Origin of the sequence: Tenacibaculum holothuriorum, from assembly GCF_002120225.1 — a bacterium.
Classification (GTDB): domain Bacteria; phylum Bacteroidota; class Bacteroidia; order Flavobacteriales; family Flavobacteriaceae; genus Polaribacter; species Polaribacter holothuriorum.
In genome coordinates this window covers 199,211-216,741 of sequence record NZ_LAPZ01000001.1, presented here as the reverse complement: position 1 = coordinate 216,741, position 17,531 = coordinate 199,211, and the positions used below count along the sequence as shown (strand labels likewise).

Genomic DNA, 17,531 nt, shown 5'->3' with positions numbered 1-17,531 from the left:
AAAAGAAAAACAAAAAAACTTATAACTATATATTATTTAATATTTTAACTGCATTAATTAATGTTTCATCTGTTTTAGCGAAACAAAAACGAAGCATCTTTTTATCGGTAGCATCTTTGTAAAATACTGAAATTGGAATAGCTGCTACTCCATATTTAGTAATTAATTCTTTGGCAAATTCAACATCATTTTTATTGCTTATTTCTGAATAATTTACAACTTGAAAATATGTTCCTTCCGAAGGGAGTATTTTAAAGCAACTGCTTTGTATACCTTCTAAAAACAAAGCTCTCTTATTGGCATACATTGTTGAAATTTCATCAAAATTTACTATATCTAAATATTTAGTAATCACGTGTTGTGCTGTACTATTTACACTAAACACTAAAAACTGATGCACCTTTTTTATTTCTTTCATTAAAGGTTCAGGAGCAATCAAATAACCTACTTTCCAGCCTGTAACATGTAATGATTTTCCAAAAGAAGAAGCTATAATGGCTCTATTGATTAATTTAGGTCGTGTATTAACTGAAATATGTGGATGTTTAAATGAAATGTATTCATAAACTTCATCACTTAGCAACAATATATTTTCATACTTTTCTAAGATTGTTTCTAAAGCTTCAAAATCTTGTTCATTCCATATTTTACCTGTTGGATTATGCGGATTATTAATAATCAGCAGTTTTGTTTTCGCTGTAATTGCAGCTTCAATTCGATTAAAATTAGGAGAATAATCATCATTTAATGAAATTCGAACTGGTTTCCCTCCTGCTACTAAAACTGATGGTTCATAACTATCGTAACTCGGATCTAGAATAAGTACATCGTCACCATAATTAACCAAAGCATTAATGGTTGTGAAAATTCCTTGAGTAGCTCCTGAAGTAATTAATAATTCTGTGTCAGTATTAATTTCTCTTTGATAATTTTTATTGGTTAGTGAAGCAATTTTATTCAATAAAGATGGTAAACCTGCCATCGGTGTATATTGATGAATGTTTTCATTTAATAGTCGTTCATGTATTTGAAGCAAACGCTCATCAACAGGGAAATTCGGAAATCCTTGTGATAAATTAATCGCATTGTGCTTATTTGCTAATTGCGACATTACAGAGAATATACTAGCGGTAGCGTTTGGTAATTTAGACATTTGAATAAAATAGATTTACACGAAAATAGTATATTTATTTAGATTCCCATTACCCAATCAAGTTGAGTACAAGCTTCACGGGAATGACAAACTCAACAAGTTTGTTCTATCTAAACCTCAATACAAATATTGATAAACCTCTTTTCGGTTAGTTTCCTTTTATTCTTTCCCACAAGCGCTTCATTAAAAATTTAGCATCTCTATCTGTTTTAGGTACTTCAGTAGCGTATAATTTTCCGTTTTTATTTTCTAAAAGATAGGAAAACACAAAAAATGAGCTTCCATCCTTTTTAGGAATAGTTCCAAAACGAAGATCATTAAAATACCATTTATCATCTTTATTTTCTATAATATACCAACCTTTGCTAATAGCAATAAGACGTTGTACTTCTGAAAAATCGTTTAAACCTATAGAAATAGTACGATTTTTAGGGTATTTGATAAAATGAATAGGTTGCCTATCAAAAAAGGAATATTCTCCCATTAAATAAGAGTCTGGAGTATCAATATTAGCATTCCATAATATGGTATTTAAAGCAGATGGACGTGTACTAATTTCTGTGTAAGTAATACCTTGTTTTTGTAAAGCTTGTTCAAATTTAGAAGTAGCTACAGATTTTATGAATAAAGCCAAAAATAAATAAGTAGTAGAAACGATTAATCCAGTTGTATTAAGGCGTCTTCTGATTTTCGATTCTCTTCTATAAAACATTGCGAGCAACGTACACAATAAAAATGGCACGGTATACAACGGATCAATCACAAAAATTGAATTGAAGGCTATACGTGTAGTAAATGGCCAAAAGAGTTGCGTTCCCCAAGAAGTAAATGCATCTAATATTGGATGTGTTATTAATCCCCAAAAAAACAACTTAGCCCAAGGTTTCCAACCCAGATTACTTTTTTGTTCAATTTTATTGACTATCCACCCTAATAAGGGAGCCATAACTGCACAAAATATGATTGAATGGCTAATTCCGCGATGCCATTCTGTAGCAGTAATGGTATCGGTTAATTTTCCAAATAGTACATCAAGATCAGGAATAGTACCAGCAATTCCTCCATAAAACAGTGCTTTATTCCCTAACCTTTTTCCTAAAACAACCTCTCCTACAGAAGCTCCTAAAACTATTTGTGTTAATGAATCCAATTATTGCATTTTGAAAACAAAAATAGTTTATTTTCAGTTTTCTAGTGGTTATTATTTATTGGATATATTCCTAAGTTAAAACTTCTCGAGAACTAAATTTGATTCCTACATTTGCAAAATGCAAAAACAAAAAAAATCGCAATTAGAGTTTATTACATTAATGGCAGCGTTAATGTCGCTTGTAGCTCTTTCTATTGATGCATTATTACCCGCCTTAACAGATATTGGAAAGTCTATAGGAATTACACAAACTACCAACAATCAATTATTGGTTACCATGATTTTTCTTGGTTTAGGATTCGGACAGTTAATTTCGGGACCAATATCTGATAGTTTAGGAAGAAAACCTGTAATTTATTTTGGATTCATAGTTTTTGTAATTGCAAGTTTCATTTGTGTATATGCTAATAGTTTAGAAATGATGATTATTGGACGAATTCTACAAGGAATAGGTCTTTCAGCTCCAAGAACTATCAGTATTGCCATGGTAAGAGACAGTTTTAGTGGCGATTATATGGCTCGTATCATGTCTTTTATTGTGGTTATTTTTATTCTTGTACCTGTTGTTGCACCTGCATTAGGTAAGATCGTTTTAGATAGTTACGGATGGAAAGCAATATTTATAAGTCAGTTATTATTTGGTGTTTTAGTAATGTTTTGGCTATGGAAACGCCAACCTGAAACTTTAAAACCTGAACATAAGAAACAATTCAAGTTCAATTTATTTATTAGCGGAACTCAGGAATTTTTAAAACATAAACAAGCAATTTTATTTACGCTTATTTCTGGATTAATTACAGGTTCTTTTATGGTTTATCTTTCTGCTTCTCAAAAAATATTTGAAGAGCAATATGGATTAAAAGAAGAATTCCCATATATATTTGCTGGCTTAGCTATTGCTGTAGGTTTGGCTACTTTTTTAAACGGTACATTGGTTATTCGATTAGGTATGTTTAAATTGGTTAGTATCTTTATGGTTGCTTTTACTTTAATATCTTTAAGCTACATTTTTATTTTCTTCGGAAGCGAAAATCCAAACATCTCAATACTATTATTTTTCTTCGGAATTCAATTCTTTTCTATTGGATTTTTGTTTGGTAATTTAAGAGCTTTGGCGATGCAACCTATAGGGCATATTGCTGGAATTGGATCTGCAATAAACGGATTTGTATCTACAATAATGGCAGTTCCAATCGCAACCTATATAGGTAGATTTATCAATACTACTTCTCTCCCACTTTTTATCGGTTTTTTTGTTTGTGGGGTTTTATCATTAATTTTGCTGTCTATAGCAAGGAAACATGAAGTTAGATAATACTCTTTTACCATTTTTTGTAGCAATATTTCTCTTCTTTTTATCATGTAAAACTGAGAAACTAGAAAAAAGAAAGGGAGTAAATTTTGATATTACCAGAATTGATACTGATTCTAAAAAACTTTCTAAAGCTTATTTATTCAGTTTAGATTCTACTAAAATTGATAGTGCAAAAGTTTCCAATTCATTCTTTTCCTTTAAAAAGAAACATCTTGAAAATGTATACTTTTTGAGTTTTGATTCAAAAACTTTTACTCCTTTTTACTTGAGCAACTCAAAAAGTACTTATAAAGTATTCATTTCGAATGATATTATAATTACTAATAAAGAAAATGAACTTCATATTAGACTTTTTAAGTACTATCAAAATATTCAGTCAAACAATGGTTTTATAATTGATTATTACAATAACTTTAAAAATAAAAACATCTCTCTTTCTAGTTTTTTAAAGAAATCTGATAGTCTTTATAAACTGAATAAAAAGAAAAATATCTCATTCATTGTTAATAATCAAAATAACGAATTGAGTCGTTTTATTATGAATACCTCTCCCTTTACTTCATCAGAAATAAAGAGTTTCATTAATATAATTAAAAACAAAAAAACACTTCAATTAACAAGGTGCAAATTAAATAAAATCAATAACTTAGAAAAAATAAACACAATTAAAAACAGACCTATTGCTAAAGATTTTTCTGCAGTAAACTTAAACGGAAGACAAACCAAGCTCAGTTATGTTTTAAAAAATAAAAAAGTTGTCTTAATTGATTTTTGGGCAAGTTGGTGTGCTCCTTGTAGAGAAGTTTCTCCTGTTTTAAAACGATTATATACTACTTATAAAAATAAAGGTTTCGATATTTTATCTGTTTCTGAAGATAGATCTGTTAACGAATGGAAAAACGGTATTTATGAGGATGGATTAGAAAATTGGGATCATGTGTATGATGACTTCAATAGAATATCAAACATGTATAATGTTTCCTCAATTCCACACATGGTTTTATTAGATGAAAAAGGAAGGATTATTAAAAACAAAATATCAATCACTGAGTTAGAAAAAGAACTCAAAAAAATCTGTAACTAAATTGAAAGTTCCTATTATTTACGAAGATAAATACATTATTGCTGTATCTAAACCCAATAATGTTGTGGTTCATCATGCATATCATTCTAGAAATGTTATTGAAGAAGATTCTTTATTACAATTATTGTTCAACCAATTTGAAAAGAAATTTTATCCAATTCACCGATTAGATAGAAAAACTTCTGGGATAATTCTTTTAGCCAAAGAAACTAAATACGTAGCCAAATTTCAAGAATTATTTACAAATAACACGATAAAAAAGACTTATTTAGGAATAGTAAGAGGTTTTGCTCCTGAAGAAAAAACAATCGATTCTCCAGTAAAAGGAAGAGATAGTAAAGTACATAAAGAAGCTTTAACTAACTTGAACTTATTACAAACTATTATCTTAGACATACCTGTAAAACCTTACGATTCTTCTAGATACAGCTTAGTTGAATTAAAGCCAGAAACAGGAAGACTACATCAACTAAGAATTCATATGAATAAGATTAGTCATCCTTTAATTGGTGATCCTAAATATGGCGATAAGAACCATAACACTATGTTCATAGAAAATTTTAGTGTAGACAACCTGTTCCTTCACGCAAAACAATTAGAATTCAAACACCCTTACTTAAACAAACCATTTTGCTTAAACACTGAATTGCCTGAAAATTGGAAAATAATATTTAAAGAATTTGACTGGAAGATTAACTCATAAAAAAATCCTCAACAATTTTGTTGAGGATTTTTTATTTATCTAATATCTCTGTTTAAATAATCTGGTACATCTGGCTTATTTGGATCACTAAAATCATTTCTTGGATCTCCATCTCCGTTTGCATCTTCATCTTTGGTTAATTTACCATCTCCATCATCATCTACATCTCCAAAATTCGCAACCCTATCTCCATCTGTATCATCATTTCTAGGATCACCATCTTTATCAGGATCCTCAAAAATTGATGCAACACCATCATTATCATGATCAGTATCCTTTACAATATCAAAAAGATTTACGTAAAACATTAAATTTGCATTTCCAGGTATATTACCATTTCCTAGATTTCTATAAGCTAAACCAGAAGGGATAAATAAAACTCCTTTACCTCCATTTTCAAAAGTAATTGGCCCATTATTAGTTATATTATTACCTCCTTTGAAGTTTCCTGAAATTCCATGAGTCCAACCTCTAACTACACCATTTAAAGTAAACCATCTAGTTGCTCCATCAAACGGACTAGTTAGACTATCTTTATTAACTATTCTTTGTCCACTATACTTAATATATACCGAATCCATCACAGTTGGAAAACCTTTATCTTCACTCGGAGCATAAGCCCCTTCTCTCGCTACATAAACATATAACTTATATTCAACATCTCCTTCTTTATATGTTTGAATTTTTAATTTACTAGGATCATTAGGAGTATCAGCATCTTTTAATAAAGCTACTTTTCCTGCAACCAAGGGTTTTACCGAATCTTTATCAGTATCGTAATAATGATTCATTAAGAATTTCACAATACTATCATTATCAATTTTTGCTTGTGCCTCATGATCAAATGGAGTTGTATTATTATCACTTCCACAAGAATATAATACAACACTTCCGATAATAGTTAAAAAAAGATGTTTAAATTTTATCATTTAGTTTTTGAATTTTGACGCGCAATTTACCATTTTTATACCTTTGTAAAAAACTTAACGAACAATTTTAACTTTTTGTATGAGAATTGATAAATATTTGTGGTGCATAAGACTATTTAAAACAAGAAGTTTAGCTACAAATGCATGTAAAAAAGGACATGTTAAAATTGATGGAACAAACCTTAAACCTTCTAAAGAAATATATGGTGATGAAGAAATTTTGGTCAGAAAAAACCAAATAAATTATAAAATTAAGGTTTTAGACATTCCTCCAAACAGAGTTGGAGCAAAATTAGTAGACCTTTACAGAAAAGACCTAACCCCAAAAGAACAGTTTGAAAAGACAGAATTATTAAAATATTCTAAAGACTACTATAGAAAAAAAGGTACTGGTAGGCCTACTAAAAAAGACAGAAGAGATATTGATGATTATTACGAATCTGAATCAACTGATGAATTATAACAAATAACCATGACAACTACAGATAATATTATACTTAATAACACTCAAATTCAGCAAAAAATAAAGCGTATTGCTTATCAAATTTATGAATCGAATATTCATGAAGAAGAAATTATTTTGGCAGGAATTGTTGAAAACGGATTCAAATTAGCCGAAAAATTAGCACAAACATTACAAGAAATCTCTCCAATAAAAATAACGCTTTGTAAAGTTTTTATTGATAAACAAAACCCATTAAACGAAATAACAACCTCAATTACTCCTGAAAAATATTCAAATAAACCATTAATTCTTATTGATGATGTATTGAACTCAGGAACCACACTTATATATGGAGTAAAACATTTTTTAAATGTACCATTAAAACGATTTAAAACTGCAGTTTTAGTAAACAGAAATCATAAAAAATATCCAGTAAAAGCCGATTTTAAAGGTATTTCTTTGTCTACATCTATAAAAGAGCATATAACTGTAAAGTTTGAAAACAATATGACTACAGCTTATTTAAGCTAATAAGCTGTATATTTCATCTACAATTTCGATTGGTTCTTTATCATCAGATTTTACAACAAACTTTGATTGATTGTAAAAAAAACTTCTTTCAAATAAATGTTTAGCTACAAATTCAACTAAATCATCTTTAGAGATATTAGCTACCAAAGGTCTTGTTTCATTTTCATTCGTTAATCTGTTAGTAATAGTTCCAATACTAACATTTATATAAAAAGAATTTACATTTTCTTCAGCGTTAATTATATCCATGTTACCTGCATAGCAAGGAGTACCTCCACCTAACGACAAAACAAAGCTTCCTTCTAAATCTAACAATTCTTTTAAATGTAAATGCTCTTGTTTTCTGAAATAGATTTCTCCTTTAGTATTAAAAATTTCTGAAACTTTTAATTGTTCCTTATTTTCAATATATTCATCTAAATCTATAAAATCAAGATTCATTTTTTTTGCCAGTAGCTTACCAATTGTCGACTTTCCACTCGCCATATATCCTAACAAGATAATCTTCATACCTGTAAATTAAGTTTTTACAAATATTATAAAAAAAAAGCATAAAAAAGTTTTTTCAAAACGAAAAACCATTGTATATTTGCACCCGCAATCACAAAATGCAATGACCGGGTAGCTCAGTTGGTAGAGCATCTCCCTTTTAAGGAGAGGGTCCTGGGTTCGAGCCCCAGCCCGGTCACTAAAAGTTAAGCTAATGCTTAACTTTTTTTGTTTAAGCACGTATGGCGGAATTGGTAGACGCGCAGGCTTGAGGGGCTTGTGTTCGTAAGAACGTGCGGGTTCGACTCCCGCTATGTGCACAAAAAAAAACTCTAAAACACAGTAACTAATCTGGTTTTAGAGTTTTTTGTTTTTACTATAGTAAACATTTTTAGCAGTTTATTAACTGTTAAACACTTTATTATCTTTATTATTGCAGCATGCAAAAATATCTACTCCTTATAATATTATTTTTAAGTTCTTCAATACTTTTTTCTCAAAAAAAGTTAAAAGGACAAATTGTGCATTCAGAAACTAAAAAACCATTAAGTGCAGCACATATCTTAAACTTAAATACTGTAGTTGGTACCATAACTAATGAAAATGGTTTATTTGAACTTGCTGCAAAAACTAATGATACTGTATTAGTATCTTATTTAGGATTTTCTTCTATAAAACTTAGAGTAACAAATGATTTATTAAAAGGCAATGAAGTTATCATTTCTTTAGTTGAAAAACCTGAAGAAGTAAAAGAAGTAGTAATTAAATCTACTAAATTAATCGGTATTTTAGAAGTAGATGTTAAGCAAGTACCTAAAGATAGGTTTACGAGAATCCATATTAACGGATTACCTCAAACCTATGAAGTAGGTAGACCACAACGAATATCATCTTCTCCTATTGCTAAATTATTAAACCCAGTAGATTTAGTATACAATCTCTTTGGAAAAAAACCAAAGCAGCTTAGAAAATTAAAAAAACTAAAAAAAGAAGACGATTTACGTAAGATGTTAGCTGGTAAATTCGACAGAGAAGTTATGATGGAATACCTCGAAATGGACAAACAAGAACTCACTAAATTATTAGAGGATTGTAATTATTCAGAATATTTCATTAAAAAAGCTAGCGATTTACAAATGATCGAAGCTGTATTAAATTGTTATGAAAGCTATAAAGCACTAAAAAAAGGGAAAATAGAAAGAAATAGAATCCCTAATTCTAAGAACTAATTTAATGATAAAAAAACTACCCTCAATCTTTTTTATAATATTACTATTCATATCAAGTAATATTTTATCTCAACAAGCTTATTATAATGATGTCAACTTAAACCTCACCGGTATATCATTAAAAGACGCTTTAGCTACTAAAATAACTAATACTCACACTAAATTTTTAACGTATACTCCCGATACTTGGGAAGCTTCAAAAGCTACTGATGTAAATCCAAATAATAGTTCTGAAGTATTATTAATTTACGGATGGGAAAATGGTTCTGATGGAACAATTGTTAATGACAGAACTAGAGGAATAAATAATAATGGTGGTGGACAAGGAGAATGGAACAGAGAACATGTTTTTGCTCGCTCTCTAGGTAATCCTAATTTAGGTTTTGAAGGTCCAGGTTCAGATGCTCACAACCTTAGACCTGCAGACGCTACTCAAAACTCTAATAGAAGTAATAGTAAATTTGCTTCTGGTTCAGGAAATTCTAACTTTGTAACTGGAGGTTGGTACCCAGGTGATGAATGGAAAGGTGATGTAGCTAGAATGATGATGTATATGTATTTACGATACGGAGATCAATGTTTGCCTACTGCTGTTGGAGTTGGTAGTACAACAGATACTCCTGACAATATGATTGATTTGTTTTTACAGTGGAATGCAGAAGACCCTGTTTCAGATTTTGAAAAACAAAGAAACACTTATCATGGAAATACTTCAAACACGTATGCTCAAGGAAATAGAAATCCTTTCATAGATAACCCTAGATTAGCAACAAGAATTTGGGGAGGACCTTTGGCTGAAGATATTTGGGGAATATACACAAATAATGATACTGAAGCTCCTACTACTCCATCTAACGTTAGCCTAAGTAATATAACTACCTCTAGTGTAGATATTTCTTGGTCAGCTTCTACTGACAATACAGCTGTTACTTCATATGATATTTTTGTTGATGGTGCATTAAATAAAAATGTTACAACCACAAGTACTACCATTTCAAACTTAAATCATAATACAACTTATTCTTTTACAGTATTAGCTAAAGATGCAGCAGATAACAAATCTGCTCAAAGCTCTCCTGTTAACGGAACTACTTTAGAAGATACAGAAAAACCAACAACTCCAACTAATGTTTTTATAGGTAATCAAACCGATGTTTCTTTTAAAGTCTCTTGGACAGCATCAACAGACAATACAGCAGTAACTGGCTATAATATTTATTTAGATGGTAATAAAGTTGGTTCGTCATCATCTTTAGAATACACAGCCACAGGCTTAACAAAATCTACGACGTATAGTGTTCAAGTTTCGGCATTAGATGCTGCTAATAATGAATCGTCTTTAAGTAATGCTGTAAATGGTACAACTACAGATGGTTCAACAAATAACGCTAGTGAACTCTTCTTTTCAGAATATGTCGAAGGAGGTAGTAATAACAAAGCTCTTGAAATCGCAAATGTTACTTCTGCTCCTGTAGATTTATCAATTTATAGTATTAAAAGACAAGCAAATGGTTCTGGTGAATGGGTATCACCATTAACTTTATCAGGAACTTTAGCTGCTGGAGACGTTTATGTAGTTATTAACGGACAAGCTTCAATTCAAACTTTAATTGATGAAGCAGATTTAGTTGTTCCTAATGTATCCCCACACTTTGGAGCCCCTATTAATTTTAATGGAAACGACCCTGTAGGGTTATTTAAAAACGATGTTTTAATTGATATTATTGGAGTTTTTAATGGAGGAAGCGCAAACTTTGCAAAAGATGTTACTCTAAGAAGAAAAAGCACTGTAACATCACCTAATACTACTTTTGATAAAGATAATGAATGGGACTCTTTTAATAAAGATACTGTAGATGGAATTGGCAAACATGAAACCGCAACAGCAAGTTTAAATGATGAGGTTTTAAAAAGTTTAAGTATATACCCTAATCCTGTAAGTGATAAAATCTATATTTTAAATCCATTAAATATTAATATAAAAAAAGCAACCCTATTCTCTATTGCAGGTAAAAAAATATTTGAATCTAAAACTACTACAAATGCAATAGAGTTTAATAAAATTAAAACTGGAGTTTATTTATTAAATATTAAAAGCGACAAAGGAAGCACTACTAGAAAAATAATTATAAACTAAATAAAAAAGCTGCAAAATTTTGCAGCTTTTTTTATACTTCTATTTCATACAAAAGAATTAAATTTACGCCTTTAAAACAACAACACAAACACAACTTAACATAATGATTCATTTCTTCGGAAACCAAAACAGTAAAGTATTTGCTGTTCAAGCAACAAAAGAATTATCTACAGAAACAATTTCAAAACTTACTTGGTTATTTGGCAACCAACCTAAAATAAACGCGGCGTCTCTTGACGCCTTTTTTGTTGGTCCAAGAGCAGCTATGATTACTCCATGGAGTACCAATGCAGTTGAAATTACCCAGAATATGGGGATTTCGGATATTATTAGAATTGAAGAGTATGAAAATGTAAACGAAGCTTTCTCTGATTTTGATCCTATGATTTCTCAAAAATTTAATGGACTTAATCAAGACACTTTTACGATTGATATTCAACCTGAAGCTATTCTTGAAATAGAAGATATTGCTAGCTATAATGAGCAAGAAGGATTAGCGCTTAGTCAAGAAGAAATTAAGTATTTAGAAGAAGTTTCTACTAAAATAGGAAGAAAGTTAACAGATTCTGAAGTATTTGGTTTTTCTCAAGTAAATTCTGAACACTGTAGACATAAAATATTTAACGGAACTTTTGTTATTGATGGTGAAGAACAACCTACTTCCCTATTCAAATTAATAAAAGAAACATCAAAGCAAAATCCAAATGATATTGTTTCAGCTTATAAAGACAATGTAGCTTTTATAGAAGGTCCTAAAGTAGAGCAATTTGCTCCTAAGCGTGCTGATGTCTCTGATTATTATGAAACGAAAGAGTTTGAATCTGTAATTTCATTAAAAGCAGAAACTCATAATTTCCCAACCACCGTAGAGCCTTTTAACGGTGCTGCTACCGGATCGGGAGGTGAAATTCGCGATAGACTTGCAGGAGGAAAAGGTTCATTACCATTAGCAGGAACTGCTGTATATATGACTTCGTACTCTCGCTTAGAAGAAAATCGTCCTTGGGAACAAGCAATGGACGAACGTAAGTGGTTATACCAAACTCCAATGAATATTTTAATCAAAGCATCTAATGGTGCTTCTGATTTTGGTAATAAGTTCGGACAACCTTTAATTTGTGGATCTGTATTAACTTTCGAACACGAAGAAGAAGCTAGAAAGTTAGGGTTTGATAAGGTAATTATGCAAGCTGGAGGTATTGGATATGGTAAAAAAGAACAGGCTTTAAAAGACACTCCAAAAGAAGGAGATAAAATAGTAATTCTTGGAGGTGAAAATTATCGAATTGGTATGGGAGGTGCTGCAGTATCTTCTGCCGATACTGGTGAATTCTCTACAGGTATTGAGTTAAACGCCGTTCAACGTTCTAATCCAGAAATGCAAAAGCGTGCTGCAAATGCCGTTCGTGGAATGGTAGAAAGTGAAGAAAACTTTATCGTTTCTATTCATGATCATGGTGCAGGTGGACATTTAAACTGTTTATCTGAATTAGTAGAAGATACTGGAGGTAATATTGATTTAGACAAGCTTCCTGTAGGAGACCCTACCCTTTCTGATAAAGAAATTATTGGAAATGAATCTCAAGAGAGAATGGGATTGGTAATTGCGGAAAAACATATTGAAACACTAAACAGAATTGCAGAACGTGAGCGTTCTCCAATGTATACTGTTGGAGATGTTACTGGAGATCATAGATTTACTTTTGAATCTAAAACCAATGGTAATAAACCAATGGATTTAGCTTTAGAAGATATGTTTGGAAGCTCTCCTAAAACGATTATGACCGATAAAACGGTTCAAAGAAACTATGCAGAACCTACCTATAACAAAGAAAACTTTACAAACTATTTAGCGCAAGTACTTCAACTAGAAGCTGTTGCTTGTAAAGACTGGTTAACAAATAAAGTTGATAGATGTGTTGGTGGTAAAGTAGCAAAACAACAATGTGTTGGTTCTTTACAAATTCCTTTAAATAATGTGGGGGTAATGGCCTTAGATTATAAAGGAAAAGAAGGTATTGCTACTACAATTGGGCACTCTCCTATTTCTGGTTTAATTGCTCCAGAAGCAGGAAGTAAAAATTCTATTGCTGAAGCATTATCTAATATCGTATGGGCACCATTAAGAGAAGGATTGCAATCAGTTTCATTATCTGCAAACTGGATGTGGCCTTGTAAAAATGAAGGTGAAGATGCACGTTTATACAAAGCGGTAAAAGCTATATCTGACTTTGCTATTGATTTAGGGATCAATGTTCCAACAGGAAAAGACTCCTTATCAATGAAACAAAAGTATCCAAATGAAGAAGTAATTTCTCCTGGTACAGTAGTTATTTCAGCAGCAGCAAATTGTAATGATATATCTATAGTAATAGAACCAGTTTTAAAACCTAACAAAGGAAGTATTTACTATATCAATTTATCGCAAGATGAGTTTAAGTTAGGAGGAAGTTCTTTTGCTCAAATCCTAAATAAAATAGGAAACTCCACTCCTACTATTGTCAACAACGATTTCTTTAAATCTACATTTAATGTAATGCAAGATTTAATTAAAGAAGAGAAAATCGTTGCTGGTCACGATGTTGCGTCTGGAGGTTTGATTACCACTTTATTAGAATTATGTTTTGCTGATGTAAATGTTGGAGCAAATATTGATTTATCTCAAATCAACGAGAATGATAGTATAAAATTATTATTCTCAGAAAACTCAGGAATTGTATTCCAAACTATAGATGATTCTGTTGAAACAGTATTTAATACCAATAATATTGAGTTCTTTAAAATTGGTATGGTTACTGAATCTGACCGATTAAATATTAAAAACAACGATGATGCTTTTGCTTTATCTGTTTCTGAATTAAGAGATACTTGGTATAAAACTTCGTATTTATTAGATGATAAACAAACAGCTAACGGATTAGCAAAAGATCGTTTTGACAACTATAAAAACCAACCATTAAAATACACTTTCCCTACTCATTTCACAGGGAAATTAGCCGACGTTGTTGGTATAGCGAAAGGAGCTCGTCCAAAAGCAGCAATTATTAGAGAAAAAGGTTCTAACTCTGAAAGAGAAATGGCAAATGCCATGTATTTAGCTGGTTTTGATGTAAAAGATGTGCATATGACGGATTTAATTTCTGGTAGAGAAACTTTAGAAGACATTCAATTTATTGGTGCTGTAGGAGGATTCTCGAACTCAGACGTTTTAGGTTCAGCAAAAGGATGGGCTGGAGCATTTTTATATAATGAAAAAGCCAATACAGCTTTAAAGAACTTCTTTAAAAGAGAAGACACCTTATCTGTTGGTATTTGTAACGGATGTCAATTATGGATGGAATTAGAGCTAATTAATCCAGAGCATAAAGTTCATGGTAAAATGACTCATAATGATTCTAAAAAGCACGAAAGTTCATTTACTTCAGTAAAAATACAAGAAAACAATTCTGTTATGCTATCTACTTTAGCTGGAACGGAATTAGGTGTTTGGATTTCTCATGGTGAAGGAAAATTTAATTTACCAGAAGCAGAAGAAAACTATAATATTGTTGCTAAATATGGTTATGAAGGGTATCCTAACAACCCGAATGGTTCTGATTATAATACAGCAATGATGTGTGATAACACTGGACGTCATTTAGTAACTATGCCTCATATTGAGCGCTCTACTTTCCAATGGAACTGGGCAAATTACCCAGATGGTAGAAAAGATGAAGTTTCTCCTTGGTTAGAAGCTTTTGTTAATGCCCGTAAATGGATAGAAAAGAAAGTCTAAAAAAGAAAAACCCAAGTCATGATTTGATTTGGGTTTTTCTTTTTTTTATTTACTTGACTTATTATATTTGTTTAAAAAACTACATGAAAAAAATTACTTTTATTTTCTTTTTAATTGCTATAAAATCTTTTTCTACTATTTATTACGTTAATCCTGATGCTACTGGAGACAACTCTGGAACCTCTTGGGAAAATGCTTTTATAGATTTACAAATTGCAATTAATTCTATAAATGAAAATGACATACTATATGTTAAATCAGCAACTTACCACCCTTCACATCTAATATTATCAAATGATGAAAGATCTAAAACTTTTTTCATAAATAAAAACATAAAAATTTACGGTGGTTTTAATGGTACAGAAACTTCTTTATCTCAAAGAAATATTGAAACTAACCCTACAATTCTATCAGGTGATTTTAATGATAATGATACTGATACTGATGGAAATGGTATAAATGATTTTGGACGAGATGAAAATGCTTATTCAGTTGTTTTTACACACAACTTAAGTAATTCAGCTGTTTTAGATGGCTTCAGAATTATAAATGGAAATGCTAATGTAGATAAAAGCTATACTTTTGATGGTCATACATTAAGAACCAAGAATGGAGCTGGAATGTACAATATTTCCTCAAACATAACTCTTAAAAATTTACAATTTATCAATAACTCAGCTAGTATAGGTGGAGCAATGTTTAATAAAGGTGATTGTTTTATTAAAATAGACAATTCTATAATGAGACATAATTTTGCTTCATATGGAGCTGGAATGTATTCTACTGATAAATCATTAATAACAATAACTAATTCAGAGTTCTACCAAAACAGGTTTCAAGGAGGAGTTATTATGACTGTTAATTATTCAGTTGTAAAAGCGACTAACTGTAATTTTTATAATAATTCTGGTGCTTCTGGAGGAGCTTTTTATACAAGAAGTGGAGCTAGAGTAACACTATTAAATGTTAAAATACATAACAACACTATGTCTAGTGCTGGCGGTGCTATATACAATGCTAATTTTTCCTCTACAACGATGTACAATACATTAATTTATAAAAATTCAGCAGATTTTGGAGGAGCAGTTTTTACATCTAGTAATTCATATACAAACGCAATAAATTGTACTGTTTATGGAAATAGAGCTAATAAGGAGGGCGGAGCTTACTATTGTAAAATAAGCCCCGATAATATGAATGCCAAAATGTATAATACCATTGTATGGGGTAACACTGCACCTTCTAAGCCTAACTTTTATTATGAACATTTTAAACGCTCTAACATCCATGTTAAAAATTCAATCTTAGAAGGATCTGGTGGTAGCTCAAATTGGAATACTGACTTTGGAGCAGATGAAAATAATAATTTAGATTTAGACCCTAAATTTGAAAGCATTTCTGAAGGTAATGAAAACTTTGCTTTACAAAATAACAGTTCTGGATTAAACAATTCTTATAATCAATTTTTAAACCTACCAAATGGAAATAATTCTTGGAGTACAAATGATAAAGACGTTTACGGGAAGTCAAGACTTTCGGGATCTGGTGTTGATATTGGTGCAGTAGAAAGTTCTTCAACATTATCTTCAAGTGATTTAAATCTTCCTAATGATTTTTTTGTTTACTATGAAAACTCAATAATTAAAATCAATTATACCGATAAGTTATTTGGAAAAAATTATTTTATATACAATTTACAAGGAAAACAAATATTAAAAGGTAAAATTACTAATGAGTTAATTTCAACTCATCATTTTCCTACCTCAATATATCTACTTAAAATTGATGGTTATAAATCTTTAAAATTTATAACATATAATTAAAAAAAGGAGTTCAAAATTTTGAACTCCTTTTTCTTTTTATAAAGCTTCTATAATAGTACTTCCAATAATAATTCCTTTAGATATTTTAGGAGATCCTTTATAATACACTTTAGCTTCACCGTATGAAGTTACTTTTAACCTTTCAGAAACATTTACTTTTACATTAGCATCACCATAGGCAAGTACTTTTGTTTGATTACTTTTTACTTCTGATACTTTTATACGAGCTTCACCATAAACTGTATACTTTTGTTCATCAACTTTTCCTTTAGCAATAGAAAATTTCCCTGCTCCGTACAAAGTAGTTTTCATTTTTTTTAATTCAATATTTTCAAGAGTAACGTCAGGTTCTCCATAAATATTTAAGGTTAATTTATCTTGAACAATTGGACTTTTGAAAAGAAAATCTTGTTCTCCTCTTAATGCAAAAGTCTCTACGTTTTTATAAGTTATAATAGCTTTAACCAACGTTTCTTTGTAAATCGGTACTTTTTGAGTATGCCCATTAACTTTTATTTTTTTTGTTGGAGAACTAATCTTAGCATCATTTAAATATAAGTGTAAAGTTTTCCCCTTTACATCAATATTTAAACCTGAATGATTTTCAATAATCTCTACTAATTCGTTGTCTCCTTTTTTAAACTCTACTTCTATATGCGGACTAATAATTATCTTTTTAAAGCTTTTAACTGTAAACTTTTTGCTTTGTGCCATTAAGCATAATGACATAAAAGTAAAAATGACTGTATAAAGATGTTTATTTTTCAT

14 protein-coding genes and 2 tRNA genes are annotated in these 17,531 nt (G+C 30.5%); 11 read left to right on the top strand and 5 right to left on the bottom strand.

The features are described from left to right. Positions 1-25: 25 nt before the first annotated feature. Positions 26-1,153 carry a methionine aminotransferase gene (locus tag WH52_RS01055; RefSeq protein ID WP_086029062.1) on the bottom strand — a complete coding sequence of 376 codons (1,128 nt, stop codon included), beginning with the start codon at positions 1,151-1,153 and terminating at the stop codon, positions 26-28. A 148-nt stretch (positions 1,154-1,301) separates the two neighbouring features. Next, a complete protein-coding gene (locus WH52_RS01050; RefSeq protein ID WP_086029061.1) occupies positions 1,302-2,303 on the bottom strand; it encodes a metal-dependent hydrolase in 1,002 nt (333 codons plus the stop codon). A gap of 118 nt (positions 2,304-2,421) precedes the next feature. Between WH52_RS01050 and WH52_RS01045 the strand changes: the two genes are divergently transcribed. From WH52_RS01045 to WH52_RS01035, 3 genes are read left to right on the top strand one after another with little or no spacing between them, the layout of a single operon-like run. Then, positions 2,422-3,618 carry a multidrug effflux MFS transporter gene (locus WH52_RS01045; RefSeq protein ID WP_086029060.1) on the top strand — a complete coding sequence of 399 codons (1,197 nt, stop codon included), beginning with the start codon at positions 2,422-2,424 and terminating at the stop codon, positions 3,616-3,618. Next, entirely contained in the window at positions 3,605-4,702 is a 1,098-nt protein-coding gene (locus WH52_RS01040; protein WP_086029059.1) for a TlpA family protein disulfide reductase, read from the top strand. The genes WH52_RS01045 and WH52_RS01040 overlap by 14 nt, the downstream gene beginning before the upstream one ends. Position 4,703: 1 nt before the next feature. Continuing rightward, complete coding sequence (locus tag WH52_RS01035) at positions 4,704-5,405, top strand: pseudouridine synthase (RefSeq protein WP_086029058.1); 702 nt, start codon at positions 4,704-4,706, stop codon at positions 5,403-5,405. A gap of 35 nt (positions 5,406-5,440) precedes the next feature. Here WH52_RS01035 and WH52_RS01030 read toward each other — a convergent pair whose 3' ends face one another. Further along, positions 5,441-6,334 carry an FKBP-type peptidyl-prolyl cis-trans isomerase gene (locus tag WH52_RS01030; RefSeq protein ID WP_086029057.1) on the bottom strand — a complete coding sequence of 298 codons (894 nt, stop codon included), beginning with the start codon at positions 6,332-6,334 and terminating at the stop codon, positions 5,441-5,443. 79 nt (positions 6,335-6,413) lie between these two features. Here WH52_RS01030 and WH52_RS01025 point away from each other — a divergent pair, with 79 nt between their 5' ends. Further along, entirely contained in the window at positions 6,414-6,797 is a 384-nt protein-coding gene (locus WH52_RS01025) for an RNA-binding S4 domain-containing protein (RefSeq protein ID WP_086029056.1), read from the top strand. 9 nt (positions 6,798-6,806) lie between these two features. Next, the gene (locus WH52_RS01020; RefSeq protein WP_086029055.1) at positions 6,807-7,310 is read left to right on the top strand and encodes a phosphoribosyltransferase family protein; all 504 of its coding nucleotides are present in this window, start codon (positions 6,807-6,809) and stop codon (positions 7,308-7,310) included. On the opposite strand, the gene WH52_RS01015 is transcribed toward WH52_RS01020, so the two are convergent. Next, positions 7,302-7,820 (bottom strand): shikimate kinase, encoded by a 519-nt coding sequence (locus tag WH52_RS01015; protein ID WP_086029054.1) that lies wholly within the window; start codon positions 7,818-7,820, stop codon positions 7,302-7,304. The two genes, WH52_RS01020 and WH52_RS01015, sit on opposite strands and share 9 nt — an antisense overlap. A gap of 105 nt (positions 7,821-7,925) precedes the next feature. On the opposite strand from WH52_RS01015, the gene WH52_RS01010 reads away from it, so the two are divergent. The 6 genes from WH52_RS01010 to WH52_RS00985 all read left to right on the top strand — a co-directional run bounded on the left by WH52_RS01010 (position 7,926) and on the right by WH52_RS00985 (position 16,763). Beyond that, positions 7,926-7,998 (top strand) — tRNA-Lys (locus WH52_RS01010). A gap of 37 nt (positions 7,999-8,035) precedes the next feature. Beyond that, a tRNA-Leu gene (locus WH52_RS01005) sits at positions 8,036-8,119 on the top strand. A gap of 120 nt (positions 8,120-8,239) precedes the next feature. After that, a complete protein-coding gene (locus tag WH52_RS01000; RefSeq protein ID WP_086029053.1) occupies positions 8,240-9,028 on the top strand; it encodes a carboxypeptidase-like regulatory domain-containing protein in 789 nt (262 codons plus the stop codon). 4 nt (positions 9,029-9,032) lie between these two features. Beyond that, positions 9,033-11,165, top strand: coding sequence for an endonuclease (locus WH52_RS00995; RefSeq protein ID WP_086029052.1), 2,133 nt, complete (start codon positions 9,033-9,035; stop codon positions 11,163-11,165). Positions 11,166-11,268: 103 nt separating this feature from the next. Continuing rightward, a complete protein-coding gene (gene purL / locus WH52_RS00990; protein ID WP_086029051.1) occupies positions 11,269-14,940 on the top strand; it encodes a phosphoribosylformylglycinamidine synthase in 3,672 nt (1,223 codons plus the stop codon). 83 nt (positions 14,941-15,023) lie between these two features. Beyond that, positions 15,024-16,763, top strand: a complete 1,740-nt coding sequence (locus tag WH52_RS00985) for a hypothetical protein (RefSeq protein ID WP_143592003.1) — start codon at positions 15,024-15,026, stop codon at positions 16,761-16,763. A 36-nt stretch (positions 16,764-16,799) separates the two neighbouring features. Here the strand turns inward: WH52_RS00985 and WH52_RS00980 are convergent, their stop codons facing one another. Next, positions 16,800-17,531: a head GIN domain-containing protein gene (locus WH52_RS00980; RefSeq protein ID WP_086029049.1), complete on the bottom strand. Its 732-nt coding sequence runs from the start codon at positions 17,529-17,531 to the stop codon at positions 16,800-16,802.